This window comes from Sphingomonas yabuuchiae (genome assembly GCF_014199595.1).
Classification (GTDB): Bacteria; Pseudomonadota; Alphaproteobacteria; order Sphingomonadales; family Sphingomonadaceae; genus Sphingomonas; species Sphingomonas yabuuchiae.
The window spans coordinates 1-25,982 of sequence record NZ_JACHNX010000031.1 but is presented as its reverse complement, the minus strand read 5'-3'; the positions used below and the strand labels follow the sequence as shown (position 1 = coordinate 25,982).

General features: G+C 66.8%; 32 protein-coding genes. All 32 read left to right on the top strand.

The window, feature by feature from the left end; translation table 11 throughout:
- Positions 1-276: 276 nt before the first annotated feature.
- The 32 genes from GGQ89_RS18595 to GGQ89_RS18440 all read left to right on the top strand — a co-directional run bounded on the left by GGQ89_RS18595 (position 277) and on the right by GGQ89_RS18440 (position 25,844).
- Positions 277-621, top strand: a complete 345-nt coding sequence (locus GGQ89_RS18595; RefSeq protein WP_184106847.1) for a LexA family protein — start codon at positions 277-279, stop codon at positions 619-621.
- A gap of 18 nt (positions 622-639) precedes the next feature.
- A complete protein-coding gene (locus tag GGQ89_RS18590) occupies positions 640-1,380 on the top strand; it encodes a hypothetical protein (protein ID WP_184106845.1) in 741 nt (246 codons plus the stop codon).
- A gap of 137 nt (positions 1,381-1,517) precedes the next feature.
- The gene (locus GGQ89_RS18585) at positions 1,518-1,814 is read left to right on the top strand and encodes a hypothetical protein (RefSeq protein ID WP_184106843.1); all 297 of its coding nucleotides are present in this window, start codon (positions 1,518-1,520) and stop codon (positions 1,812-1,814) included.
- A 2-nt stretch (positions 1,815-1,816) separates the two neighbouring features.
- A complete protein-coding gene (locus GGQ89_RS18580; RefSeq protein WP_184106841.1) occupies positions 1,817-2,032 on the top strand; it encodes a hypothetical protein in 216 nt (71 codons plus the stop codon).
- On the top strand, positions 2,032-2,610 hold the full coding sequence (locus GGQ89_RS18575; protein WP_184106839.1) for a host-nuclease inhibitor Gam family protein: 579 nt from the start codon (positions 2,032-2,034) through the stop codon (positions 2,608-2,610). The genes GGQ89_RS18580 and GGQ89_RS18575 overlap by 1 nt, the downstream gene beginning before the upstream one ends.
- 10 nt (positions 2,611-2,620) lie before the next feature.
- Complete coding sequence (locus tag GGQ89_RS18570) at positions 2,621-2,857, top strand: hypothetical protein (RefSeq protein ID WP_184106837.1); 237 nt, start codon at positions 2,621-2,623, stop codon at positions 2,855-2,857.
- A gap of 64 nt (positions 2,858-2,921) precedes the next feature.
- Positions 2,922-3,242 carry an HNH endonuclease gene (locus tag GGQ89_RS18565; RefSeq protein ID WP_240456279.1) on the top strand — a complete coding sequence of 107 codons (321 nt, stop codon included), beginning with the start codon at positions 2,922-2,924 and terminating at the stop codon, positions 3,240-3,242.
- Between the two features lie 84 nt (positions 3,243-3,326).
- Positions 3,327-3,797 (top strand): P27 family phage terminase small subunit, encoded by a 471-nt coding sequence (locus tag GGQ89_RS18560; protein WP_184106835.1) that lies wholly within the window; start codon positions 3,327-3,329, stop codon positions 3,795-3,797.
- Positions 3,781-5,640: a terminase large subunit gene (locus GGQ89_RS18555; protein ID WP_184106833.1), complete on the top strand. Its 1,860-nt coding sequence runs from the start codon at positions 3,781-3,783 to the stop codon at positions 5,638-5,640. The genes GGQ89_RS18560 and GGQ89_RS18555 overlap by 17 nt, the downstream gene beginning before the upstream one ends.
- On the top strand, positions 5,637-6,977 hold the full coding sequence (locus GGQ89_RS18550) for a phage portal protein (protein ID WP_184106831.1): 1,341 nt from the start codon (positions 5,637-5,639) through the stop codon (positions 6,975-6,977). Before GGQ89_RS18555 ends, GGQ89_RS18550 begins: the two co-directional genes overlap by 4 nt.
- Positions 6,949-7,686 (top strand): head maturation protease, ClpP-related, encoded by a 738-nt coding sequence (locus GGQ89_RS18545; protein WP_244955817.1) that lies wholly within the window; start codon positions 6,949-6,951, stop codon positions 7,684-7,686. Before GGQ89_RS18550 ends, GGQ89_RS18545 begins: the two co-directional genes overlap by 29 nt.
- 90 nt (positions 7,687-7,776) lie before the next feature.
- Positions 7,777-9,039 (top strand): phage major capsid protein, encoded by a 1,263-nt coding sequence (locus GGQ89_RS18540; RefSeq protein ID WP_184106829.1) that lies wholly within the window; start codon positions 7,777-7,779, stop codon positions 9,037-9,039.
- A 60-nt stretch (positions 9,040-9,099) separates the two neighbouring features.
- Positions 9,100-9,396 carry a hypothetical protein gene (locus GGQ89_RS18535; protein WP_184106827.1) on the top strand — a complete coding sequence of 99 codons (297 nt, stop codon included), beginning with the start codon at positions 9,100-9,102 and terminating at the stop codon, positions 9,394-9,396.
- Positions 9,396-9,716, top strand: coding sequence for a head-tail connector protein (locus GGQ89_RS18530; protein ID WP_184106825.1), 321 nt, complete (start codon positions 9,396-9,398; stop codon positions 9,714-9,716). The genes GGQ89_RS18535 and GGQ89_RS18530 overlap by 1 nt, the downstream gene beginning before the upstream one ends.
- Positions 9,713-10,060, top strand: coding sequence for a head-tail adaptor protein (locus GGQ89_RS18525; RefSeq protein WP_184106823.1), 348 nt, complete (start codon positions 9,713-9,715; stop codon positions 10,058-10,060). The genes GGQ89_RS18530 and GGQ89_RS18525 overlap by 4 nt, the downstream gene beginning before the upstream one ends.
- Positions 10,060-10,599: a hypothetical protein gene (locus GGQ89_RS18520; RefSeq protein WP_184106821.1), complete on the top strand. Its 540-nt coding sequence runs from the start codon at positions 10,060-10,062 to the stop codon at positions 10,597-10,599. The genes GGQ89_RS18525 and GGQ89_RS18520 overlap by 1 nt, the downstream gene beginning before the upstream one ends.
- Positions 10,592-10,981, top strand: a complete 390-nt coding sequence (locus tag GGQ89_RS18515; protein ID WP_184106819.1) for a hypothetical protein — start codon at positions 10,592-10,594, stop codon at positions 10,979-10,981. The genes GGQ89_RS18520 and GGQ89_RS18515 overlap by 8 nt, the downstream gene beginning before the upstream one ends.
- A gap of 72 nt (positions 10,982-11,053) precedes the next feature.
- On the top strand, positions 11,054-11,479 hold the full coding sequence (locus GGQ89_RS18510; RefSeq protein WP_184106817.1) for a phage tail tube protein: 426 nt from the start codon (positions 11,054-11,056) through the stop codon (positions 11,477-11,479).
- Between the two features lie 3 nt (positions 11,480-11,482).
- Positions 11,483-11,803, top strand: coding sequence for a hypothetical protein (locus GGQ89_RS18505; RefSeq protein WP_184106815.1), 321 nt, complete (start codon positions 11,483-11,485; stop codon positions 11,801-11,803).
- On the top strand, positions 11,800-12,225 hold the full coding sequence (locus GGQ89_RS18500; RefSeq protein ID WP_184106813.1) for a GTA-gp10 family protein: 426 nt from the start codon (positions 11,800-11,802) through the stop codon (positions 12,223-12,225). The genes GGQ89_RS18505 and GGQ89_RS18500 overlap by 4 nt, the downstream gene beginning before the upstream one ends.
- Positions 12,225-12,344, top strand: a complete 120-nt coding sequence (locus GGQ89_RS18495) for a phage tail assembly chaperone (protein ID WP_083706499.1) — start codon at positions 12,225-12,227, stop codon at positions 12,342-12,344. The genes GGQ89_RS18500 and GGQ89_RS18495 overlap by 1 nt, the downstream gene beginning before the upstream one ends.
- Positions 12,345-12,355: 11 nt before the next feature.
- Positions 12,356-16,057 carry a hypothetical protein gene (locus GGQ89_RS18490; RefSeq protein ID WP_184106811.1) on the top strand — a complete coding sequence of 1,234 codons (3,702 nt, stop codon included), beginning with the start codon at positions 12,356-12,358 and terminating at the stop codon, positions 16,055-16,057.
- A complete protein-coding gene (locus tag GGQ89_RS18485; protein ID WP_184106809.1) occupies positions 16,057-16,650 on the top strand; it encodes a hypothetical protein in 594 nt (197 codons plus the stop codon). The genes GGQ89_RS18490 and GGQ89_RS18485 overlap by 1 nt, the downstream gene beginning before the upstream one ends.
- Positions 16,650-17,240 (top strand): hypothetical protein, encoded by a 591-nt coding sequence (locus GGQ89_RS18480; RefSeq protein ID WP_184106807.1) that lies wholly within the window; start codon positions 16,650-16,652, stop codon positions 17,238-17,240. Before GGQ89_RS18485 ends, GGQ89_RS18480 begins: the two co-directional genes overlap by 1 nt.
- A gap of 26 nt (positions 17,241-17,266) precedes the next feature.
- Positions 17,267-17,689: a DUF6950 family protein gene (locus GGQ89_RS18475; protein ID WP_184106805.1), complete on the top strand. Its 423-nt coding sequence runs from the start codon at positions 17,267-17,269 to the stop codon at positions 17,687-17,689.
- Positions 17,690-17,692: 3 nt separating this feature from the next.
- A complete protein-coding gene (locus GGQ89_RS18470; protein WP_184106803.1) occupies positions 17,693-20,815 on the top strand; it encodes a phage tail tip fiber protein in 3,123 nt (1,040 codons plus the stop codon).
- Complete coding sequence (locus GGQ89_RS18465; RefSeq protein WP_184106801.1) at positions 20,812-20,967, top strand: hypothetical protein; 156 nt, start codon at positions 20,812-20,814, stop codon at positions 20,965-20,967. The genes GGQ89_RS18470 and GGQ89_RS18465 overlap by 4 nt, the downstream gene beginning before the upstream one ends.
- On the top strand, positions 20,967-21,779 hold the full coding sequence (locus GGQ89_RS18460) for a hypothetical protein (protein ID WP_184106799.1): 813 nt from the start codon (positions 20,967-20,969) through the stop codon (positions 21,777-21,779). Before GGQ89_RS18465 ends, GGQ89_RS18460 begins: the two co-directional genes overlap by 1 nt.
- Positions 21,776-24,388 (top strand): right-handed parallel beta-helix repeat-containing protein, encoded by a 2,613-nt coding sequence (locus GGQ89_RS18455; protein WP_184106797.1) that lies wholly within the window; start codon positions 21,776-21,778, stop codon positions 24,386-24,388. The genes GGQ89_RS18460 and GGQ89_RS18455 overlap by 4 nt, the downstream gene beginning before the upstream one ends.
- 26 nt (positions 24,389-24,414) lie before the next feature.
- On the top strand, positions 24,415-24,762 hold the full coding sequence (locus tag GGQ89_RS18450) for a hypothetical protein (protein WP_184106795.1): 348 nt from the start codon (positions 24,415-24,417) through the stop codon (positions 24,760-24,762).
- A 28-nt stretch (positions 24,763-24,790) separates the two neighbouring features.
- A complete protein-coding gene (locus GGQ89_RS18445; protein WP_184106793.1) occupies positions 24,791-25,300 on the top strand; it encodes an N-acetylmuramoyl-L-alanine amidase in 510 nt (169 codons plus the stop codon).
- 16 nt (positions 25,301-25,316) lie between these two features.
- On the top strand, positions 25,317-25,844 hold the full coding sequence (locus GGQ89_RS18440; RefSeq protein WP_184106791.1) for a hypothetical protein: 528 nt from the start codon (positions 25,317-25,319) through the stop codon (positions 25,842-25,844).
- The last annotated feature ends 138 nt before the right edge of the window (positions 25,845-25,982 follow it).

Genomic DNA, 25,982 nt, shown 5'->3' with positions numbered 1-25,982 from the left:
CCGCATCGCCGACCATCCAGCCCGCCAGATCAATGAACTGCTGCCGTGGAACTACCGTCCCGCCTGACGCGACGCCTTCACCGGACGCTTACCCTTTTCTCGGGGGAAAGGGTGTCGGAGGCCGAACTGGCGATGTTCGGTTTTCGCATACATATCGAATGGGATTCCGACGCCTGGCCTTTCACCGGCCCCGCACTTGGCGGGACCGGATTGGTACAATCTGGCGGAAAGCCCTGATTCTCCCTATATTAATCGGGCGGGGGACATTCTAAATCGATGGACGAACAGTTGCGCTTGCAACCGGCAATGGTCAGCCGGAGGCTTCTGGTGCTGACCTTCATCCGGGCCTACGTCGATCGGTGGGGCGGCTCGCCGTCTATCGGCGAAATCGCGCAAGGGATCGGGGCCAGCCGCACCCGCGTGCAAGCCGCCCTCCGCTCGCTCGAACAGGATAAGCAAATCATCCGGCGGCCTGGCGCGCGGGGGATCATGCTGCCCGACCGACTGGAAGAAGCCGTGCGGGACCTGCGCGCAGCGGGATTCATCGTCGACGACGATATCGTGCGTGGACCATTTCCGATCCTGCCGCTCGCCCCGGAGCTGGATTACGACCCTGGGTGACACAGGGGTGAATTTCGCATGACAGGGGTTTCAGCGCTTAACGAACAAGCGGCGCGGCGGCTCGCCGCGCTGCCCGCCAGTTCCCGCAGCTATGTCGATCCGCTGGCAGCGATCGCGGCCAGTCGGGCGCGAGAGGCGGACCGCGTGCATCGTCTGGTGCTCGGCCGACCGCGTCCGATGCCGCCCGTTGATACGGCTGGGCTGAACAAGCAGGAACGCAAGGCCGAGCGCAACCGCGTGTCCCGCCGCCACGCCGAACAGCTGAAGAGCGATCGCCAATATACGGGCAAGGAGGCGACACCGGAAACGCTGCGCTACGTCGCCACGAAGACAGAGGGCGGGCTGGCCCGGCTTTATACCACCGGCGATATCAACGCCGACCAGTTGGCGGCAGCCGAGCAGATCGCGGCCGCGCATCAGCGCGTCGTCGGCGACGTGACCATTGCGATCGCCAGCCTGGAGGCGCGGGTCGATCGATCACCGCAGGGTGACGGCAGCTTCTATGAAGCGCTCGGCGCGGTGCAGACGGAGGTCGCCTATACCCGGTGGCGTGAGGCGCTGGAGCATCCGGCCGTGGTGCTGGACATGATCGTCGGCGGCTTGGGCTTCACCGTTGCCGCCCGGCGGAACCGCATGGCCCACCGGCGCGCTAAACGCCTGCTGATCGTGGCGCTGGACCTTTGGCCTCGCACCCTGGCGGCAGCCCGCAACGAGGTCGACCCTGCGACCTTAGCGGCCGCCCACGCCGGGATTTTGTGAGTGGACCAAAATAGACCCTGCCCAAACGGTCACATTTAGGGCCATTTCGACCCCGCGCGAATTGCGACCCGACCGCATGGCCCGCCTCTCACCCCCCCCCGGAGAGGCGGGCCTTTTCGCGTTTTGGAGATGCCGAGATGGCCCAGCCCAGCCGTACCACGACCGCCGGTGGAGCGGGCCGCGCCGCTGCCGCTTCCCCCCGAGGCGAGCAGCGGCGCCACCCGGCCGACGACCTGGAAAGCGTGCGCGATCGGCTGGAGGCGCTGATCCGCCGCGTCCGTCACGGCGCTCGCTCCCACGCCGATTTTCATGACCAGGAAACCGAAGCGCACCGGATCGCGCGCGACCTGGTCAAGCCGTTTCGCGGGCCGGACGCCCGGCCCGTTAATCCGCCGCTCTGGGTCAGCCCGGACGGCCGTTCTGCAGGATGGTGACGATGACCCGTGGTATCGATCTGGCGCAGCTCAATCAGGTCGCGACGGCTGGCGAGCCGCGTGAGTCGGTCCCGGTCACACGGCGCTATCTGGCGCAGGTTTATGCCGAGCTTCAGGCCATCCGTGCCGAACGGGCCTTCTTGGACTTTGACCCTTACGCCGCGAGCCGGTTCACAATACGCGTCCCGTGCGACGGTAGCGGCGCGGGTAAGGCGTAATGGCGCGGCTTCGCTCACCCGCCCAACGGGCACCCCAGACCGTCCAGCAGGCCACGGCGCTGGCGACCCGCTATGCGGTCCTGTCGGCCGAGGTCGACGCCATTGATGCCCGCCGCGCGGCTCTTATGGCACGGGTCAACGGCGCGGCCGATGCGCTGCTGGTGCCGATCGCGGCCGAGCTGAAGGACATCGCCAAGCAGCTGAAGCCCTGGTGGGCGGCGTCGATCGAGGAGCTGACCGGCGGGAAGCGGAAGTCGATCGAGATCGGCGGCTGCACCATCGGCTATCGCATCAGCCCGCCCAAGGTGGTGCATGACCATGGCAAGGACGGGGACGCCGTCACCATGCTGATGGGCACGCCCTATGAGGCGATCACCATCCGCGTCAGCCATGCGCTCGACAAGCCCGCCATCCTGAAGGTGCTGGACGAGCAGGGGCTGCTGGACGGGGACGATGTGCCGGACGTGCTGCTCTCCTCGCTGGGCTTCCGGTCGAAGCAGACCGAGGACTTCTTCATCGACGTCATTGCCCCCGCAGCCATCGAGCTGGGCTTGGGTGGCGACGAAACCAGCTCGTAACGAGGTGCATATGAATTTCATCGTGTTGATCCTTGCGCTGCTGCTGCCGACCGCCAAGGTCGAAGGCGTGGTGTCGTTCCTGGGCAAGCTGGCCGAGCGCCTGGCTGCCGAGGAGGCAAAGCAGAACGAACGGGCCAAGGGCCTCCGGCAGCAGGCGCAGGCCCTGATGGACGCGGCGGATGCGGCCGACGCCAAGGGTGCCCGGATCGGCCGCGTTGGCGGCAAGCTGACCGACCTGGTCGCCTAACCTGGCCTTCTGCAAGGCGGAGCGGCTTCGCGGCCGGGCTGGCCAGCGCCAGCGGCTCCGCCGGTTGCGCCGCACCAATGGGCTTTGCGAGCGGTGCCTGGCGGCGGGGATCACCGTCGCGGCGGTAGTCGTCGACCACATCAAGCCCTTGGCGCTGGGCGGGTTGGACGTCGACGACAACACCCGCAACCTCTGCCAGCCGTGCCACCATGAGGTGACGGCCGAGCAGTTCGGCCACGCCGCGCCGATCGGCGCGAAGGGCGTCGGCCGAGACGGTCGGCCGACCAGCGCTGGCCATCAATGGAACGGCCAGCCCGCCAGTCGCGCGCCCCCGAGCGCGCCGCGACGGATGCCCACCCCCCCGGGGGGGGCAAAAGTCCACTGAGGGGGGGCGCCGGACACCGGCGGTTCCCTTCATGCGCTGCGCGAGCATTTTCAGAGTAAAAAGTTCGGGCGGAAGTGAGGTGCCATGGCAAGGAAACCGACCCGCACCTCGGCAAAGCAGGCCGTGGCCGAACCGGCGGTGGACGAGACGATCGTCGGCCAGCCCGATTGGTCGGCGCTGCTGACCGACGCCGACGAACGAGTGGTCGCGCGCGGGCATTGGCGTCGCATCGTCGACGAGATGACCACGCGGGAAATCCTGTCGTCGTCGAACGGCCACGCGCTTCAGCGCCTGGTCCTGGCCTACATCGTGTACGACCGCTGTTCGCGCCAGGTCGCGGGCAACGGCCTCGTGACCGAGGCCAACCCGGAGAACGCCAAGGCGATCGACCGCCTGTCGATCTACTACAAAGCGATGCGCGAGGCCGAGAGCACGGCCGAGCGCCTGGAGGCCCAGCTGGGCCTGTCGCCGGGGCGCCGCAGCAAGGTGGGCAAGGTCGCCAAGCAGCGCCACCGCACCGCCGGGGCGGACGCGTTCCTTGGGCCGAAGGGTTAGCGCCCCAGCGGCGAGCGATCCCACCACGGCCTGGGCCGAGGCGGCGGTACGCGGCGATTTCGTCGTGGGCGACCTGGTCCGCTATGCCTGCGAGCGTCACCTCCGCGACCTGCGGGACGCGGCCAAGCGGGGCTATTTCTGGCGGCCGGAGCTGGCGCAACGTGCGCTGGACTTCTTTCCGTCCGTCTTCACGATCACGGACGGCCCGGCAGCGGGCAAGCCGTTCAACCTGCTGCCCTATCAGGTGTTCGTCGTCGGCTCGCTCATGGGGTGGGTCAATGCCGATGGGCGTTGGCGCTTCCGCTCTGCCTGGGTGGAGACGGGGAAGGGGCAGGCCAAGTCGCCGATGATGGCGGGCCTGGGCCTGTACGTCATGGGCTGGTGCGGCTTCCCGCGCAGCCAGGTCTATTCGATCGCGGCGAACAAGCAGACCGCCAACGTCCTGTTCAAGGACGGAACCGCCATGTGCCGGGCGCAGGTGCCCGGCTATGACGACGGCGATACGCTGGAGGCCCTGGGCCACGTCGTCCTGCGCGGCGAGGGCGACAACACCTGGAAGATCGAGCACCCCGCCTCGCAATCCTTCTTCCTACCGCTGGCGGGCGGATCGGCGCAGTCGGGACCGCGACCGCGCTTGGTGCTGGCGGACGAGATCCACGAATTCACCACCGACGCCCAGATCGAGATCTGGCGACGGGCCATTACGAAGGTGGCGGGCAGTGCGATGATGGTGCTGGGCACCAACACGCCCGCCACCTCGCAGATCGTCGGCACCTCCTATTCGGAGACGGCCCAGCTGATCGCCAAGGGCGAAAAGCGAGACGATACGCAGTTCGCCTTCGTGGCGCGCGTCGACAAGCGCGATCGCGAAACCGTCTTCACCAATGAGGCGTGCTGGCAAAAGGCCCTTCCAGCGCTGGGCATCACCTACCCGGTCGCCAATATTCGCGAGGAGGTCCAGACCGCCCAGACCCGGCTATCGACCGCCAGCTCGGTCAAGCGGCTCTACTTCGGCATCCCGACCGGCGCGGCCGACTTCTGGATCGATGAGGAGAAGTGGGCCGCGATCCTGGGGCCGATCGACGACGCGGCGATGCAGATCCTGCGCGGCTGCAAATGCTGGCTGTCGCTCGATCTGTCCAAGAAGAACGACCTGACCGCGCTGACCGCCGTGTGGCGCGACGGCGACGGCATCCTGTGGTGCAAGACCTGGTACTGGACCACCTCCGATGGCCTGCCCGACCGGGCCAAGCGGGACTCGGCCCCGTATGTGGAATGGGTCGCTGACGGCCACCTGACCGCCGTGCCCGGCGCGACGATCGACAAGACCTTCGTCGCCGCCCGCGTCGCCGAGATCTGCGCCGAGCATGATGTTGTCGAGCTGGTGTTCGACCCCGCCCAGTTCGCCGATTTCGAGAGCGCCTGCGAGGAAATCGGGTTCGACGCCTGGAAATTCGAGGGGCCGGACAAGCCCGCAGGCTCCGGCCTGAAAATGGTGCGCCATGCCCAGGGCACCCGCGTGATGTTCGAGGATCGGCAATATTGCATGCCCCGCTCGATCGAGCGGCTCGAGGATCGCATCCTGAAGGACACGATCGTGATCGACAGCTCGCCCGTCACCTATAGCTGCGCAGCCAACGCGGCGATCACCGAGGACGGCCAGAAAAACCGCGCCTTCGACAAGAAGCGGTCGCGCGGCCGGATCGACGGCATCGTGACCACCGCCATGGGCGTGGGCGCGGCCGACAACGCGCCGCTTGAAGGCAAGGACGCCTATACGGGCAGCTTCATCGTCGACCTGGACGCCGATGACGACGACGACAGCGAGGAGGACGCGGCATGAGCATATCGTCCTACCGCCTGTCCGATCGCGCCGCTGCTGCCGAGGCCGCGCGCCTGGCCGCGCCCGTCCAGAACGTGGTCGATAGCACGACCGCCGTCGTTGGCGACTTCTCGCAGTTCGAGTGGATGGGCTGGGGACAGCGCGCGGCCGGGGTGGAGGTCACGCCCGAAACGGCCATGCGCTCCTCGGCGGTGTGGCGCTGCGTGACGCTGATCAGCGGCACGATGATGTCGGCCCCGCTGGGCGTGTACGAGCATTTGCCGAACGGCGGGCGGCGCTATGTCGCCGACCACCCGTATAATCGCTTCCTCCAGGTCGAACCCAACGAGGAGATGAGCGGCCCGGAGTTCATCGAGCTTCAGGCGATGGCGATGCTGCTGCGCGGCAACGGCTATGGCCTGATGCGCCAGGCACGTAACGGGACGATCACCTCGATCGACTATTACCACCCGGCGCGCGTCCTGCCGTTCCGGTCGAGTGACACCGTCTGGTATCAGTTCACCAACCTCGACGGGTCGGTGGAGACGCACCACGGGTCCTATGTGATCCATTTCCGGGGTCCGGGCCGCGACACCACTGGCATCCGCGCCCTGTCGGCGATCGCGCACCATGCCCAGGCGATCGGCATCAACCTGGCCAGTCGGGAATATACCAGCGGCCAGTTTGAGCGAGGCCTGCTGACCAACGACTATTTTTCGTTCCCCGAGGGCACGAAGATATCGAAGGAGCAGCGCGCCGACTTCAAAGAGTATCTGCGCAAGAAGGCGCAGGGCGTTGCGAACGCACATAATCCGCTGCTGCTGGAGAATGGCGGCGAGTGGAAACGCGTCTCGGTCAGCGCCAAGGACGCGCAGCTGCTCGAGCTGCTGCAATATTCTGTCGTCGACGTGGCGCGGATCTTCGGCACGCCCCCGCACATGATCGGCGAGACGTCGGCCGCGACCACCTGGGGCACCGGCATCGAGCAGATGACCGTGGGCTTCAAGCTCTACACCTGCGTCCCGCATGTGCGCCGGTTCGCCAAAGAGCTGACCCGCAAGCTGTTCCCCGTGATCGGGGCGAAGCCGTCCCGCTTCTTCGTCGATTTCGACGTCGAGGCGATGCAGGTCGGCGATAGCAAGTCGCAGGCCGACTATTTCAAGGCCGCCCTGGGCGGCAACCAACTGCCCGGCTGGATGTCGCAGAACGAGGTGCGGCGGATGAAGAATCTGCCCCCGTTGCCCCATCCCGACGCCGACAAGGTCTATTTCCCGCCTGCACCGGCCCCGATCGGCCACAACGGCGGCCCCCCGATGGAGCCCGATGACGATGCCGCAGATGACGCGCAAGCTGCTTAACCTGGCCCAGGACAATCGCGGCAAGGGCTCTGGCCTGCGCGCGGAGGCGACCGGCACCGATACGACCACGCTGTACGTCTATGACGTGATCGACGCTTTCTGGGGCGTGTCGGCGGCCGATTTCGCGCGCGAGCTGGCAGCGATCACCACGCCCAAGGTCCGGCTGCGCATCAACTCACCCGGCGGCGACGTGTTCGAGGCGCGGGCGATGATGACTGCGATCCGCGAGCATCCGGCTGAGTTCACCGCCTCGATTGATGCACTGGCTGCGTCTGCCGCAGCGGTCCTTACCCTCGGGTGTGACAGTACCGAGATTGCTGAGGGTGGGTTCTACATGATCCACCGCGCATGGACCTTCGCCATGGGCAACGCGGCCGACCTGACCGCGACGGCGACGTTGCTCAGCAAGATCGACGACGTGATGACCGACGACTTCGTGGCGAAGTCTGGCCGATCGGCGGAAGAGATCAAGGCGTGGCTGGAAGCCGAAACCTGGTTCAATGCGGCCGAGGCCATTGATGCCGGATTCGTCGATCGGATGACAATCGTGCCCGATAAAGCGGCGGCGAAGGCTCAAGCCAATGTCTTCAACCTGTCCGCCTTCGCCAATGTGCCCAAGGCGCTGACCGAACGTCCCCGCGAGATGGACACCAGCGCCCGCGACCGGGCGGTGGCCCGCCTGGCGCTGTACGACCGCATGGCCGCCTGACGGCCGCGCACCCCCCACGCCGGTCCCCCCCGGCACCCCGAAGCCCCGCCCTCATCCGGCGGGCCTTTTTTTGTGAGGAATCCCTCCCCGATGAAGAATATCAAAGCGCTCCGGGACCAGCGTGCCGATAAGGCAAAGCAGGCCCGCAACCTCCTCGACACCAACACCGGCGACAAGTGGTCGAAGGATATCGAGGCCCAGGTCGATGCGATCTATGCCGAAATCGACAATATCGACTCGCAGATCGAACGTTTGGAACGGCAGGCCCGTATCGATGGCGAGCTGCTGGCTTACGAAAACGAGGGCGAAATCGAGGCACGCGGCGAAGCCGAGGTTCGCAACCTGTCGCCGGAGCAGCGCGAACGTCAGCAGCGTTACAGCGCGGCCTTCCGCAACTACCTGATGTTCGGTATCTCGGCGATGTCGCGCGATGATATCGAGGTGCTGCGCACCGGCCAGCCGAAGAACGCATCGTCGGCGCAGACCGGCGCGGCGGGCGGCTTCCTGGTCCCGACCGGCTTTGGCGGCCAGCTGCTCGAGGCGCTGAAGGCGTTCGGTGGCGTCCGCCAGGTCGCCGAGATCATCCAGACCGGCTCGGGCGCTGCGCTGCCGTGGCCGACCGTCGACGAGACGGGCCAGAAGGGCGAGATCGTCCCCGAAAATCAGGGCGCGAGCAGCTCCGATCCCACGTTTGGCACCGTCCAGATCGGTGCCTACAAGTGGTCGTCGAAGATCTTCACGCTGCCGTTCGAGCTGCTCCAGGATCAGGGGCCGGGCATGGACGTGGAGGCGTTCGTTCGTCGATCGGCCACCACCCGCATCGGTCGCATCCAGAACGAAAAATACACGGTCGGCACTGGCGTCAACGAGCCGGAAGGCTATGTGACCGGGGCGGACGTGGGCAAGGCCGCCACGACCGGCAAGACCAACTTCGTCGAATATGACGACATGGTCGACCTGGAGCACTCGATCGACCCGGCCTATCGCACGGCGGACGGCGTGGGCTGGATGTTCCATGACACCACCCTGCGCAACCTGAAGAAGCTGAAGGATGCCCAGGGCCATCCGCTGTGGCTGCCGGGCCTGTCGGCGAAGGATCCCGATACCTTCCTGCGCTACCGCTATCAGATCAACCAGGACATGCCGGTTCAGGCCGCCAACGCCAAGTCGATCCTGTTCGGCGACCTGAAGAGCTTCCTGATCCGCGACGTGATGGAAGTGACGCTCTTCCGCTTCGACGACAGCGTCTACACGTCCAAGGGGCAGGTCGGCTTCCTCGCCTGGGCGCGTGGTGACGGCAAGAAGATCAGCGCGGGCAAGCCGTACAAGGCTTTCCAGCAGTCCGCGAGCTGATCTGCCGGGGTGGCCTGACCGGGCCACCCCAATCCCTTCCCCGAAAAACAGGAGAGCGGCATGGCTCGCACCCCCACCCCGAACACCGGCACCAACACGCCGACCACCGACACCACCGCCTCGCAGGGCGGCGAAAACACGGGCACGCCGGAGAACACCGGCGGCGCAACTGATGGCGACGCGCCAACCGAGGAAGACCCGGCCGAGCTGGTCGAAGCCCGCGTGACGCTCGATTTCGAGGATTACGTGGTCAACGACCTGGCCGAGATCCCCGCCGGTCGTGTCGGCCAGCTCGAGCGCGAGGGTTATATCGACACCCACGCCGATGCCGTCGCCTATGCGAAGTCGCTGGCGTAATGGCTGAACCCGTCACGCTGGAGGCGATCAAGCAGGATCTGCGGCTCGACGCCAGCGCGACGGACGACGATGCCCGGCTGCTGCGGCTCATCACCGCCGCACGCCGGGCCGTCGAACGGCGCACCCGCCGGACGATCGTCGGCACCAATCCGACCCTGACCGGGGACGATCTGGCCATGGCTTGCCAAGCGATCAGCCTGATCGTTGCCGCCTGGTACGCCCTGCCCGAGGGTGTCATCGTCGATGGCCGGGGCGGCGCGGAGCTGCCGCTCGGCGTGACCTGGCTCTTGGACCCCATCGCGTCCTGGGCGGTCGAATGAGACGCCTGTCGGCCGGTCGGCTGCGCCACCGCATCCGCATCGAGGAGCAAAACCTCGTCGATAACGGCAAGGGCGGTCGCTCCGTCCCGGCAGGCCAGCCCAAATGGCGCAACCTGGCCGATCGCGTGCCCGCCGAGGTCATCGCCCTTCGTGGCGACCGCGCGCTTCAGCACCTGGTCGAGCGTCAGCGCCAACTCTGGAAGGTCACGATCCGCAATCGGTCGGGCCTGACGATCGCCAACCGGCTTGTGTATGGCGATACAGTCCTGGCGATCACCGCGATCGCGCCCACGGACGCGCGCGACGGCCTGGTACTGTCCTGCGAGAGCGGGCAGCCCAGCTGATGGCCCGCCAGCGCATCAAGGGCATCGCGCGGTTTCGCCGCCTGCTGCGCCGCCTTCCGGATGCCGTGCGCGGCGAGATCTTGGTGGAGCTGCATGTCACCGGCCGCGAGATGCTTCGTGCCGTCCAGGCCCGCGCGCCGGATCTGACGGGCAAACTGCGCGCGGGACTGCAATCCAAGGTGCTGGCCACCTCGCTGCGCCTCCAGATCGGCCTGATCGGGACGCCAGCGGGCCGGGCAAAGCTATTCTATGGTCGCATCCAAGATCTGGGCCGAAAGGCGCAGGTCGTGCTGGTGCAACGCCGTCGCCGGGTGACGCTTTCGCGCCGCGACGGCTCGACCTATTCGACGCTGCGCACCGATGCGCGGGGCCGCAAGGAGCGCGCCGACATCGTCGCCGCCTATCGCATGAAGGTGCCCGCCATGGCCCCGAAGCGGTTCGTGACCGGCCGTTATCCTGACCTTCGCGCCCAACTGAACACCAATATGCGCGGCATTTTCAGCCGCTCGCTGACCAAGATCGGGGCCGGGGATGAGTGACGCGAAATCGATCGTTGAGGCGGTCGCCTTCCGTGCCTTGGCCGCCGCGATCAGCAAGGCGACCGTCTATCAGGACGCGCCCGCCGGTGCGCAGGGCGATCTAGTCATCCTGGGCGACCTGAAAAGCTTCTCGATGGGCGGCAAGGGCGCCAGCGACGATCGCCGCGTCGAGATCAATATCATCTCGCTGGTCGTCGCCGAGGAGCGCGCGCCACTCCTCGCCCTGCAAGGCCAGATCGAGAAGGCGCTGGACGGTCAGAATTTCACCGAGGCGGGCTGGACCGTCGCCTTCGCTTTCAAGGACGACGACGCGGTCCTAGACGAAGGCGGCTCGAGCTATTCGGGCATTTCTGCCTTCGACGCGATCGCGCTCGCCCCCTGACACCCCCGACCAATCCGAAGCCCCCCGGGCCGCGCCACGTCAGCGCGGCCCTTTTCATTTGTGGAGACCATCATGGGTAAGAAACTCGGTAGCGATTACCGTCTGTTCGTCCGTGCGGCCGACGGCACCGCTTTCAACCAGCCCGCCGGTCAGGCCAACCTGACCATCAACCGCTCGAAGGGTTTCAGCTCTTCCGCGACCAAGGATGCCGAAGGCGTCGACACGCAGACGCCAGGCCTGCGCACCATCTCGATCAAGCAGGATATCGTCCCCGACCTGCCCGATGCGACCGGCTACACCCGCCTCGAAACGCTCGACAAGTCGAATGCGGCCGAGGTGATCCAGGTCCGCAAGAAGCCCTTCGCCACCTCCGACGTGGTGTTCGAGTGCTCGATGTACACGGCGCTGGATAACAGCGACTTCGAGCAGGGCAGTTCCGTGAAGGCCAGCCTGACCTTCCAGCCTGCCGCCCAGCCCACCGTCGATACCCTGGCCTGATCGATGGTCACGACCCTGACGATCGCCGGTGCGGCGCTGACCCTGGCGGCGGCCCCGGTGGATCTGAACGCCCGCCTGATCGCAACCACCGGCTGTTCGGCCCATGAGGTCGAGCAGCTGCTCGCCTCCGGGCCGGACCGCGTGGCCCGCGCGCTGGAGCCGTTCCTCGCCCAGCCGGTCGACCATGTCGAGCTGGCCAACCTGGTCGCGGCCGACACGGCGGCGATCGGGCTGATCCGCGCGCTTTATGCCGCGCTTCCCGCCGACGAACCGGCTGCGGCCGACACGACGGCCGAAACCACCCACACCCCGGAGGCAGAATGACCGAAGCCACCACCCGCCCGGCGGTCGATGACCGCGGTGAATCCGTCCTGATCCTCGGCGGCGAGACGATGGGCCTGCGCCCATCCTATGAGGCGATCGAGGAGATCGAGGCGACCCTCGATCGCGGCCTCGTCGACCTGGCGCGCGATGCCATCGACCTGAAGCTGAAGATGGGGGCGGTCGCCCAGATCGTCTGTGCATTGGTCCGCGCCTTCGGTCGCGCCACCGACGACAAGAACCTCGCCGGCGCGAACCCCAAGCGCATCGGCCGTCTTATCATGGGGTCGGACGGCGGCCTGCTGATCGCGCAGAAGCAGGTGTCGGGCGTCCTCTCGGTCGCCGTGACCGGCGGCTATGACGCCGAGGGAAATCCGAAGCCGACGACGATGAAGACGACCGAGGAAGCCCCCGTCGTCGGCTGATGGGGCTGGCGGCCGCTGCGCTGTCGTGGCGGCCGCATGAATTCTGGTCCGCGACGCCGTCCGAGTTCTGGGCGGCGATCGAGGGGTATGAGCGCTTCCACGCCGTACCTGACGAATAGGGGAGGCGCGCATGGCTGACGTCACCGAACGCCTGCTGTTGCAGGTCGATGCCGCGACCGAGCTGCTGCGCCGTCACCTCACCGAGGCCGAGCAGCCGCTCGACCGTTTCGAGCGCCGCGCCGATCGGATGGCCGACAATGTCGACCGTTCGATCGGGCGGATGGGATCGAAGTTCGGGGCCTTCGCCAGCCTGGCCGACGATGCCGCCAAGCGCGCCCAGGCGTCGTTCGAGGGCAGCTTCAGTCAGGTGCAGCGTATCGCCGCCCAGGCGATCAAGGGGCCGACCGTTGACGGTCGTGTCAATCTGGGCGTCGATGATTTGCGCAGCCAGGCGGCCGAGGCGCAGAATCGTGCCCGGTCGTTCGAGCTGATCGTCGCGGCGGCACAGCGCACGTCCAGCGCGGTCGGCGATACGACCGAGGCGACGCGCCTGTTCATCCAGGCATCCAATGCGTCGCGGATCGAGGCCGAGCGGCAGGCACAGACCCTGCTGGCCGAGGCGGGCGCGCTGGAGCGCGTCCAGATTGAGCTGATGCAGAGCGCCGATGCGGCCGAGCATTTCGTTGGCCGCCACCAGCGCGTCGCCGAGGCGGCGGCCGAGGCCGAGCGCCTGGCCCAGGCCGAGGCCCTGGCGGCCCGTCACTCGCGCGAGCTGGCGTCGCAGGCCGACGTGCTGCGCGCGTCGCTCGACCCGATGTATGTGGCGCAGAAGCGTTTCGACGACGAGCTGCACCGCGCCGAGGCGCTGTATGCGGCCGGGACGATCAGCCTGCGAGAATATCAGGCGGCGCAGGATCTGGCGCGCGCCACCCTCCAGGCGCATGCCGCCCAGGTCACTGGCGCGACGGAGCGGGAGCGTCAGCACGCATTGGCGCTCGGGCAATCGGCCCAAGAGGAGCGCGATCTGGCGCTGGCCGCGCAGCAAGTACGCGCGGCACTCGATCCCATGTATCTGGCACAGCTCCGGTTCGACCAGGAGATGAACAGGGCGGACGAATTGTTTCGCCGTGGCATATTTGGGATGCGTGAATATGCGCAGGCCCAGCAGCTGGCGCGGGATAGCCTCTACCGCCACGCCCAGACCATCGCCGGGCCCAGTGCCCAGGCGCAGAATCAGGCGATCGCGCAGATCAACCGGAACCGCATCGCCATGCAGGGTCTGGGCTATCAGGCGCAGGACACTTTCACCCAGCTGTCGATGAACGCCAACGTGTTCCAGGTCGTCGCGATTCAGGGCGCGCAGGCGGCCGGGCAGATGACGCTGATGACCGGCAAGGCGCAGGCGTTCGGCAATTTCATGCTCGGCCCGTTCGGCCTCGCCATCACCGGCGGGATGCTGGTCCTGGGCGCGCTGACCAAGAACATGGACCTTTTCAGCGACAAGACCGCAGACGCGATCGAAAAGCTGAAGGACGATGCTCGGGAAAGCGAGGCCACGGCCAAGGCCAAGGATCTGTTCAAGACGTCCTTGGAGGGTGTTACCAAAGCGATCCGGGATCAGGCGCAAGCGCTGAAGGATTCTGCGGACGCTGAACGGACCTCGGCCGAGCGTGCAAATATCGCGGCCCGTCAGCATGCCCAGGAAGCGCTCGAGATTCGGCGTAAGACGGCCGCCCGGCTTGCCGATGCCATCGCTGCCCGCCAACTATTTGACGATGGCGGGTTTGGGCTCGCCAATCCCGATACCGCCGATGCGGCGCGCGCGGCCCTGGATAGACGCGTCGCTCAGATGCAGGTCGATGCCACGGCAGCCCAAAAGGCGGTCGATGATGCCCAAGTAGCGCTGAATCTCACCCGCGTTGATCTGGCGGCCGAGCAGGCGCAGATTTCGATCGATCCGGTTCGCGCCGTCACAAAGCTGTACGACGACCGAATTAAGGCGCTGAAGGACTTGCAGCGCGAGGAGGCCAAGCACGGCCGCCAGATTGGTGCGGCGTCGAAGCAGCGTCTGAAGGAGCTGGAAGAACAGAAAAAGGCGGCAATCGCGACGGCGCAGGAGCGTGTCAGCGCCGAGCGCCGATCCGGCACCGCCAACCGCCAGTTCGGCCGCGAGGTCGATGAGGCGGGTGCCCGGTCGATCATCGCCTCGATCGGCGGCCACGTCACCAGCGGCACGCGGACCCGCGCCGAGCAGGAACGGATTTACGCCGACGCGCGCGCGGGTCGTCATGTCGGCCCCGTCGCCCGCCCCGGGACGAGTGCCCATGAGCGCAGCCAGGCGCTCGATGTCGCCTATGGCCCCGGCATCTCGGTTGCATCGATCCGCAAGGCGTTCGAGGATGCGGGCGTTCGGCTGCGCAAGGTCCTGAACGAGCCGACGCAGCGGGTCTATCATGTCGAATGGGGGCGGGCTCCGCGCCAGGGTCCCTCTGCCGCGACCATGCAGCGGCGTGAGGTTGCCGCCAAGCGCGCGGTCCTGGCGGACGACACCGCCTTTACGAACGATTTCCTCGGTGCCCGTCGACGCCTGCTGGAAGCAACCGGCCGTAGCGCCACCACCGAGGAGCAGCGCGACACGCTGTTGCGCGAAGAGATCAACGCCGAGGCGGATGCGCAGCGGACCCGCACCGGCAACCGGCTGCAATCCGGGGACCTGACCGTCGCCCAGGCATTGCAGCTGCATGCGGTCAACGAGGCGACGCGCCAGCAGCGCCTGGCCAATGTCGATGCCGACAAGGCCCGCCGCCTGATCGAGCAGCGCTATGACAGCGTCGCCGATACCAATTCGTCGCGGCTGGAGGTGTTGCGCATCCAGCAGGACAGCGCCGTTACCGAGCGCGATCGCCAGCGCATCGGGCGCGAGATCCTGGAGCTGGAGCAGCAGCTGCGCCGCCAGGCGTTGGAGCGGGTCGCCGCGACGTCGGACGATCCCCAGGCGGTGCAGCGTGCCAAGGATAATCTGGCCCGACTGCCCCAGATCGAGAAATCGGAAAACGGCCGGTTCGAGCAGCAGACCGCCGGACCGCTGGACCGATATCGCCAGCGCGTCATGGAGGTGTCGAAAGACACCAAGGCGGCGCTGGAAGGCATCGCGGTCCAGGGCTTTGGCAAGCTGGAAGACGAGGGCAGCCGCGCGACCGCGCAAGCCGTCACCGACCTGCTGGGGCTGAAGGGCGCGGCGGCCGACGTGGTCGGCAGTGTAATCCAGGACCTGGCCCGGCTGGCGATCCAGAAGGCGATCGTCGGCGCGATCGGCGGGAGCTTCTTCGGGTTCGCCGATGGTGGCTCGCTGGCCGATATCCCGGGCCGCGCCGATGGCGGGTCGCTGGGCGGCCTGATCCAGGGGCCGGGCACCGGGCGGTCGGACAGCATCCTCGCCCTGTTGGGCGGCAAGGGCGGGGCGGTGCGCCTGTCCAATCGCGAATTCATCGTCAACGCGGCCGCGACCAAGGAATGGTTGCCCGAGCTGGCGGCGATCAATAGCGGGCGGCTGCGCAAATTCGCCGATGGTGGTTCGCTCAGCCTGTCGGCTCCGTCGATGCCGTCGCTGCGCGAGCCCAGGCCGAACATGGCCCGGCTGCGCAACAGCGCGCGCGACCGCGTCGACGTGCAGGTGCGCGCGCGCTTCGAGCCGTCGCCGCTGCTGATGGCGCAGGTCGAAGAGACGACGATCCGGACGGTCGCGGCCAGCGCCGACCCAATCGCCGCCCGGGCCAGCGATGCCACGATGCGCCGCATGTCGCGGCCGCGCCTGCCGGGAGCATGGGACTGATGGCATTGATCCCCATCCCGCAATCGCCGGTCGCCAGCGGCATCGAATGGGACCTGGACCAGCCCGGCCAGCGCAACGAGTCCGAATTCACCGGCATGTCGCGCGTGACCTATCTGCCCGCCGCGCCGCGCTGGTATGCGAAGGCCAAGCTGCCGCCCATCATCGGCGAGGCCAATGTGCTGGATTGGCGGGCCTTCGTCGTCGACTTGGACGGGATCGCGAACACCTTTCGCCTGGTCGCGTGCGAGCGTGACCAGATCACTGGCGTCGCCCCCGTCGTCGATAGCGCGGGGCAGGGCGGCCGCCAGCTTGTCACCCGTAATTGGGGTGCGGCCGGGCTGAAGCTGAAGCGTGGCCAGTTCGTCACCATCAACGACCAGCTCCTGATGCTGATGGCCCCGGTCGTCGCCGACGCCAACGGGTTCGCGACGATTTCCTTCAAGCCTTATATCCGTGTCTCCCCGGCGGCCGGGGCGGCGATGGAAGTGCGTCGGCCCTATGCGCTGGTCAGCTCGGTCGACACGCGCAACGGCTGGAAGGTTGGGATCGGCCAGAATTACGAGATCGCGTTCGACGTGCGCGAGGGGTTCTGATGATCCAGGATCGTCCTGACGCCACCGCCCAGGCCGCGCTCGATGCCTATGCCCGGCGGCCCGTGTCCTTTGCCTTCCTCGACATCAAGGGCGAGCCGCTGCGCGTCACCAACGCGCCGTATGACTTCACCTTTTCGGGCACCGGCGACGAGGACCTGGACGGCTTCACCTTCAAGGCCCTGGACCCGCATTTGGTGTCGATCGGGCCGGTGCGTGCCAAGGAAGGCGGGTCGGATACCCTGACCCTGCGCCTGTCGGGCCTGCCCGGCGTCGACAACGAGTTGATGACCGCGCTGGGCAACCGCGTCGCCTATGTGGGGCGTGATTGCCGCCTGTGGCGCGGAATGCTCCACCCGGACAGCCTGGCGCTGCGCGGCGGGGTCTGGTCCTATTTCACCGGCTATATGTCGGTGCCGCGCATCGTCGGCGACCGGCATAGCCAGACCATCGAGCTGGACGTCGAGACCTATCTCGCCTTCTTCGGCCGGGCGTCGAACAACACGTATCTCAGCCAGAGCGATTACGATCCGGACGATCGCTCGGCCGAGCTGGCGATCGCGATCGCCAACAAGGCGACCCGCAAGGGCTGACCCCGGCATAGCCGACGAGGTATTCCATGTATCGCAAACCCGATTGGGAGGCGGCTCTTGCCGCCTACCTCGAACCGCTGCGCCTGGTGCCCTTCGCCTGGGGAACGCATGACTGCTGCACCTTTGCGGGTGGCGCGGTACTGGCGATGACCGGCGTCGATCCGATGGCCGAGTTCCGGGGCCGCTATTCGACCGAGCTAGGCGCAAAGCGTGCGTTGCGGCGGATCGGCCGGGGCACGCTGGTTGCCACGCTCGACGCCAAATTCGAGGCCGTGGCGGCCTCGCTGGCCCAGCGCGGCGACGTCGTGATGATCGACGGTCTGCTCGCCATTTGCTGGGGAGCCTTTGCGATCGCCGTCGGCCGCGAGGACGATCGCGAGGGCCTGATCCGCATCGATCGTCACCAATGGCATGACGCGCGCGCCTGGCGCGTGGCCTACGGAGCCTGACGCTTGGCGAAGGCGATCAAGATCGCGGGCGCTGTCGTCGTCGGCGCCGGGCTGATCCTGGCGACCGGCGGCATCGCGGCGGGCTTTACGCTGGGCGCGGCGCTGGGCGCAGGCTCGGGCGTGCTGGGCCTGTCGATCGGCGGTTTGATCCTGGCGGGCAGCACGATCGCCACGCTCGGGTCGGCGCTCGACCGGCCGAAGGTGCCACAGGTTCAGAGCGACCGGCTCTATGCCCAGCTAAATCCCCGTGAATTCCGAAAGACCGTGCTGGGCCAGACGGCGATGCCGGTCGACGTGCGGCACGAGGAATGGGAGGGCACTAATCAGGAGTGGTGCCGCTGGATCGTCGGCCATGCCAGCCACGGCATCGACGGTGTCGAGGAGATTTGGTTCGGCACCGAGCTGGCCTGGTCGGCGACCACCGGCGTTACGGCCAAGTACCGCGGATATTTCTTCGTCGACGCGGTCGTCCTGGAAGGCAGCCCGGCCAACGCGCTGGCGCTGTCCAATCAGTGGAACGGCACGCGCCGCCTCACCGGCTGCGCCTACAGCGCCTGGCGCTTCAAGACGACGGGCAACACCAAGAAGGCCGAAAGCCCCTTCAGCGGTGGCCCGCCGAATCGCATCACCGTCATCGGTCGTGGGGCCAAGCTGTATGATCCGCGCCGGGACAGCACCGTGCCCGGTGGCAATGGCCCGATGCGGGCGGACGACCAGTCGACGTGGCGTTTCGTCACCGATGATGGCGTCACCATCGGCGAGAATTTGCCCCTTCAGATCCTTCGCATGGCGCTGGGCAGCCGCATCCGGAACCCGGTCACGGGCGAGCTGCGGCTGGCGACCGGGTCGGGCGTGCCCAAGCGCCGGATCAACATGGCCAGCTTCATCGTGGCGGCCAATTTGGCCGACGAACAGGTCAACCGCTCGGCCGGTGGCACGGAGCCGCGCTATCACGGCGCGTGCGTTCTATCGGAAGGCGACGAGCCCCGCACTTGGTACGAGATGCTGTGCGCGGCCTGCAATGCGCGGTTCCGCGATACCGGCGGCAAATTGTCGATCGACATCGCGCATAACGATTTTGCGGCGGCCGCGACCGACGATGGCCTGACCACGGACGACGTCGTCGGCCCCCATCGATGGGAGCCCGACGCATCGCTCGACGCGATCCCGAACATCGTCCGGGGCAAATATGTCGATGCCTCGGCACCGTCGCTTTACCAGCTGATCGATTATCCCGAGATCCGCATCTCCAGCCTGGACGGCGTTGACCGCATCCTGCCGCTGGATCTGGGCGCGGTGGAGAGTGTCAGCCAGGCGCAGCGGGTCGCCAAGCAGGCGCTTCAGCGGAAACAGTATCCCCGGACCTTCACCGCCCCGTTCGATATCCGTGCCTGGAAATATCCGGTCGGCGCGCTTGTGCCTTTCACCTATGCGCCACTCAGCTTTAAGCGCGTGCTGTTCCGGGTCCGCGAGCAGGAGCTGGGCCAGGACGGCCAGTGCGTGATGACGCTCAGCTATGAGCATCCGTCCTTCTATGCCTGGGATGCCGACGATCGCGCGCCGGTCATGGCGGCCGACCCGATCGTCTATGACGCGTCGAACAACCCGCTGATCCTGGCGATCGCCGATGCCGCCAAGACGGCCGAGTGGTCGAACGTCTCCGGCACCGAGGGCGTCGTCAAGGACATCAAGAACGCGGGCGACAAGGCCGATGCGGTCACAGCCAATCTGGTCGGCCGCAGGCTGACCGGGCTTCTACAGTCGGCGATCGACGGACAGGCCGCGCTCAATATCGATTACGGCTCGGCTGCGATCAGCGCGGCCAGCGCCTTGGCCAAGCAGAACCTCGTCGCGATCCAGACCCTTGGCACCCGGATCGAGGAAGATGGCAGCAAGGTCGCCGAGAGCTTTCAGCAGCTGACCAGCCGCCTCGACGACAACGAAAAGAAGGTCGCCGGGATCAATGTGAAGGGCGAGGTCGAAGCGGGGATGACCCAGCTGCGCCGCACCATCGCCAACGCGAATTTCGCCTCCTTCGAGGCCGTCGACAAGCGGATCGCCAATTTCGGCGAAGCCGTGTCGGCGTGGCAGGTCAAGGAGGAAAAGGCGCGGGTCGATGCCAACAGCGCCGTCATCAAGAGCGTCGACGACATAGGCGCGCGCGTGAGCCAGGAGGGCCTGGATCGGCAAGCTTCGATCAAGGACCTGCGTGAAGTCCTGATCGACAAGGACGGCAATCTGATCGCCCAGCGCATCCAGAACCTAGGCACGCGCGTGACCGTCATTCTCAATGGAGAAACGGTCACGCTGGAGTCAGCGATCCAGACCGTCGATAAATCGTACAGGACGGCCACCGGCACCGTCGCGGAGAGCGTGAAGAAGCTCACTGCTCGCCTGGACAATGTCGGTGACGCGACGCTCGAGCAGTCCATGAAGGCGGTGGCCGACAAGATCAAAGGCCTGTCGGCCGAATATACGCTGAAGGTCCAGACCACCCAGAACGGCAAGAAATATGTCGCAGGCATGGGGATCGCGATCGACAATGGCGTGTCAGCGTTCGCGATTTCGACCGATGCCTTTACCGTTGTCCTCCCTGACGGCAGCGACAGGCAGCTCATCCACGCGGACAAGGACGGCGTCTACATGCCGAATGTCCGCGTTGACACGCTGAAGGCGAAGTCGATCGATACGCCAGCCCTGGCCGATTATGCGATCCGGCGCAGCTACAGCGCCGAGCTGGCGGGCAACGTGCCGTTGCCCGCCAGTGACGGCGGGCGGGTGCGGTATCTGACGCTAGGGGTGACCAAGCAGCTTGCCGACAGCAGCATTCGGATCGAGTGCAACTTCGCACCCCGTCCCGGCCGGGATTACGCCGGGTATTTTGTCTTCGGGCGGACCACCGATGGCCAAGACGTGGTCATGGACACCAAATGGTATTGGGTCGCGTCCTGCGTCATCAACGGTTTCCGGTCGGTTCGGATGCCCGTCTACTACGGGCGAGTTTTTGCCGGTCTCCCCGCTGGCTCGCACAGCTTCTGGATCGATTTCGTCGCCTATGGCGGCGGCAATGACCAAGGCTTCATGGAGGCCGGGTCCAACTTCTACGTCGAAGAGATAAAGGTATGATGGTCCTGATCGTGATCCTGGGGCCGGACGGTGCGCGCCTGCGCAAGGTCCTTTGTCCCCGCGAAGATATCGACGCCCAGCTCGCTCCCGGCGAGACGTATGAAGTCGTCGACCCGCTGGTCGACGGCTTCGGCATCGTGGAGCCGGAGTGATGGCCAGTGCCTTTGAGCAGGCGGGCACGATCGCCGTCACGCGCGGGTCGCGCACCGTGACCGGCACGGGCACGGCATGGCTTGCGGGCTATGACGGCCTGGTGCTCAACATCGCGGGTGCGGTGTATCCTGTCGCATCGGTCGACGGCCCGACCAGCCTAACGCTGGTCGAGCCCTATCCGGGCGCGAGCGCGACCGGGCTGACCTACTTCCTGCTGCCGATCATGAATGAGAATTACGCGCTGTCGCGCAAGGTTCTCCAGCTCATCGCGGCGACCGAGGCGCTGGCCGGATCGACCGTGCTGAATGGTCCGCCGGGGAAACAGGGCGGTCAGGGCGTCGGCGTGTCGACCACCTATGTCGACCAGCCAACCGGCCACCTGATGGTGCGCCTGACCGATGGCAAGCTGATCGATGCGGGCTTGGTCGTCGGGCCGCCGGGACAGGCCGTGGACCTGATCCTGCAATGCTTCGCCGACGACACCACCGTGGCGAACGGCGTCAAGGTCGCAGCCTTGCGCGCCCCGCGCGCGCTGAAGCTGACCGGCGTCCGGGCGTCGCTTTACGGTGCCAGCCAGGGGTCGGGCGATGCGGGCGGCGTGCGGCTGGACGTGAAGCTGGGCGGCAAGACCATCCTGAATGCGCCCCTGCTGATCCCGACCGGCGCGACGACCAGCGTGTCGACGACGATCAGCCAGCCCTATCCGGTCATCACCGATATTCCGGACGACGGAGAGTTGACCGTCGACGTGCTGGCACCCGGCATCAACGCACAGGGCCTACGCGTGACCTTCACGGGAAATTACGCATGATCGTGCAGGCCCCCAAGACCAGTGAATATACCCGGCTGTCCTTTACGACCGGGGCCTATTCCTGGGGCAAGGTCCGGACGGGCGACGTGACGGCGATCGCCCAGCTTGCCATCGTGTCGCCGGGCGGGATTGCGGTGGCACCGACCGGCGCGCTGTCCGTGGTCCCCGCCGGGCAGCCGCGCATCATTCCGGGCTATGGCCTGCTGGCCGAGCCATCGGCGACCAACATCCTGTCGGGCCTGAACAACATCGCGCCGGTCGATGCGAGCGGGTGGACGCTGCTCAACAGCCGCCCGGCCGGGGCCACCATCACCGTGGTCGACGACACCGCCGCGTTGCAGGCGGCGGGGCTATTCGCTGACCTGCTCGCCAAGGGCGTGATGACCGGCAAGGTCATCCGGCTCTACAATCCGAGCAGCACAACCGAATTCGCCATCCCGATGTTCGACGCATCGGGCGGCAAATATGGCTTCAGCGCCTATGTGCGGTGCCTTTCGGGCGGCGGATACATGACCGTCACCGGAGGCGGCGGACAGAGCGACACCTTCACCAATACGGCCTGGGCGCGCGTCGGCCGCGTCCACAATGTCGGCACGCAGGGCCGGATCATGGTCAAGCCGTTGTCCGAGATCCTGGTCATCCTGCCCCAGGCCGAGGTCGACCGGATCACCAGTCCGATCATCGTCACGGGATCGCCCGTCACCCGCGTCGCGGACGTGCCGGGCATCACCAGCCCGATCCTGGGCAAGCCCCATACGATCGTCATCGAGGGGGAGATGGCGCTCCAAAACGGCGTCGAGCGCACCCTTTTCGAGCTGGCGAATGCCGATGGCGCGGGCTTCGTCGTGTCACGGACGACAGACGGGGCGCTGACCGCCAATCTGCGCGGTGGGTACAAGAAGCCCTGTGTGCCGCGCCTGATCGGCCCCGGCCGGTTCCGCATCGCCCATCGGGTGGGCATCATGGGGCATTCGATCGCCGGTGCGGGCATCAGCGCCCACGCCCCCTATGTGTCGGTCCCCGCCGGGCTGAAGACGCTGACCATCGGGTCGCGGCGGGACGGCTCGCTACCGTTCACCGGCTGGATTCGCGAGATTAGGATCATCACCGAGGTGTCGCGCGACCAGCTGGAGACGATCGTCGCCAGTCCGGCCGACGCCTTCCTGCCCGAGACGCGCCGCTATGTCAGCCCGACCGGCAGCGATACCAATGACGGCCGCACGCCGCAGACGCCGTGGAAGACCATGGCGAATGTGCGTGATCCCCTGCAATTCTGGCCGGGGACGCATTTCTATTTCGAGCGTGGCGGCAGCTGGGCCGAGACACTTCTGCCCACCAACCGCTGCACCTATCGGGCCTATGGCGCAGGGGCCAAGCCCCGCATCGGGCAGGGCCAGCAATATGCCCTGGACGAGAACGGCGCGTCCGACTTCCGCGTCACCGAGCTGCACTTCTTCGGGGCCAAGTCGCGGGGGATCAACTGCTACGGCGCGTCGGGCGTCATGATCGACGGCAACGAGATATCCGGAAACGGATCGCTGACCGACAATAATGCCATCGCGGTCGCGATCAGGGGCAATACCCGCAAGGCAGAATGCGAACTGGTATCGAAGCCCGCCGATGTCGTGGTCAGCGCCTTCGCCACGACCGAGTCGGCGTTGACCGGCGAATATGCCGTCACCTGCATGGTCGGGGGGAGCGGGTCAGCGACGCGCTGGCAAGTGAAGCGGCCGGACGGCACGCTCGTCACCGGCACGGCGATCGGCGGTACCGCGTTCACCTCCCTGGATATCAGCTTCACCATCAGCGGCAGCGCGGCCGTGGGCGACGTCGTAAAAATCCGGAGCAAGCCGTTCAGCGAGATCGCGTTTCCGACCAGCGCGCTGGCCGAGGACGTGTGGATCGAGAACAATTATGTGCACGACAATGTCGGCAAAGCCGCTGGCGACGCCGTCTATGTCGAGGGTGTCGGCGGGATTTGTGCCGTCATCGGCAACCTCATCCCCCCGCCGCTCGGCACGAATGCCGACTGCATCCAGGTCGGACGCAACAGCAGCCTCTATGTCGCGAACCCGGCGCACGCGATCATTCGTGACAACCAGGTCGCCGCCTACACGGGCGGCGGCAAGGGCGCGATCGTCGTCCTGACCGAGTCGTGCCTGATCGAGGGCAACGTCGTTCGCGGGAATAATTTCTGCATCGGCTTCAATGCGATCACCAAGGCCGTGGTCCGGTGGAACACCTGCTACGATTCCGGCCTGAAGGACTACAGCTGGGGCATCGGTATCGGGACGGAATTCGACTCGGCCAATGTCGAGATCTACGGCAACGTCATCCGGGATTGCGTCCGGGGCATCACCCTGTCCGGGATCACCACCTCGACCCTGACGCAACCCGGGCGCGTCCCGCGCTCCCAGAGCCGGTCGAAGATCATCGTCCGGGACAACATCATCGAGCGGTGCAGCACCGGCTTCTTCATCGATCGGCCGACCAGCGGCCTGATCGAGAACAACACGATGCGGACTGTGACGAACGCCTTCGACGTCCGGGCGACCACCGGGCCGCAGGGCGAGCCGTTGGTCACCATCATCAACAACACCGTCGCCTAACACCTTCACATATTGGAGACTGGACCATGTCCGAGCCGATCAACATCTTCGGCGCGGCCGGGGCGAAATATGGTCCGACGATCGCCGGTATGGTGATCGGGACGGCCGCCAAATACGGCCTGGCCGTGACCGAGGGGCGACGCCTGTCCTGGCGCAGCGTGTTCGCGGATCTGCTGCTTCTCGGGATGCTGGGCCTGCTGGCGATCGCGATCAGCGACGCGGCCGCCCGCATCATCGGCGTCTCGGTGGGGACCGATTACCGCGTCCTGATCGGGTCGCTGGCGGCCGTCAGCTCCGATCGCCTCGTCCGCCTGGCGCGCGACCATTTCCTGAAGCGCGTCGACGCCGAGCTGGACCAGCTCCCCGCACGCTGACCCCGACCACCTGAAAGGACCGACGACCATGACGACGCCACTCGCACCGTGGCGCGCAGCCGCGCGCGCGCCCATTACCCGCTCGATCAGCAGCATCGCGGTCCACTGCACCGCCACCCCGGCCGGGCGCGCCGTCAGCGCTGCCCAGATCCGCGGCTGGCACCTGGCCAAGGGCTGGAAGGATATCGGCTATCACTTCGTCGTCGGTCTGGACGGCACGATCGAAGTCGGCCGACCGAAGGCGCAACCCGGTGCCCATGTCGAGGGCTTCAACGCCCATTCCATCGGCGTGGTCTATGTCGGCGGGACCGACGCTGCGGGCAAGCCCCTCGACACCCGTACCCCGGCGCAGAAGGCCGCGCTGCTCGATCTGCTGGCCGAGCTGAAGGGCGCGCACCCGGCGGCCGTCATCAAGGGCCACCGCGACTATTCGCCCGATCGCAATCGCGACGGCCAGATCACTCCCAACGAATGGCTGAAAGCCTGCCCCTGCTTCGACGCGCTGACCGAATATGCGCGCGTCGGCCGCCCCGCCTGATCCCCTGGAGGACATCATGACCGACATCAAATACTGGTGGCAGAGCCGGACGATCTGGCTCCAGATCGTCGCCGCGCTTTTCGCCATCCTCGCCACCTTCCACATCCTGCCCACCGGCATCGACCAGGACCAACTGGTCGGCGCGATCATGGGCTTCGTCGCGATCGCGACGCTGATCCTTCGCTTCCGGTCGACCCATGTCATCGCGACCGACACCCTGCCGCCCGGCATGGGTGCCCGCGCGAGGATCGCGGCGATCGGCCTGGCGCTGGGGCTGGCGGCATGCGCCACCCCGACCGGCGCGCCCTCCTCGATGCAGCGGCTGGCGCAGATCACCAACCAATTCGACCAGGCGCGCGCGTTCGCCGCGCCCTTCGTCGCCTTCCTGCCGCCCGAGCGTGCCGCCCTGGTGCGCGCGGCGGCCGAGCTGGTCCGCCAGGCGCTGGCGACGGCGCGCAGCGCGTCCAGCGCGGCCGAGCGCAATGACGCGCTGCGCACGGCCGAGAAGGCGACGGCCGAGTACCGCTTCGTCACCGGCGGTTGACGATCGGCGGTCCGGGCGGCAAGGCCGACTTGCCGCTTCGGACTTAGACCCCATGACTGCCGGAGCCTTGGAGGCTCGAATCTGAGATGCTGATGATGGATTTGTTAGCAGCGGAGACGAGTCATGACGGAGGCAGTG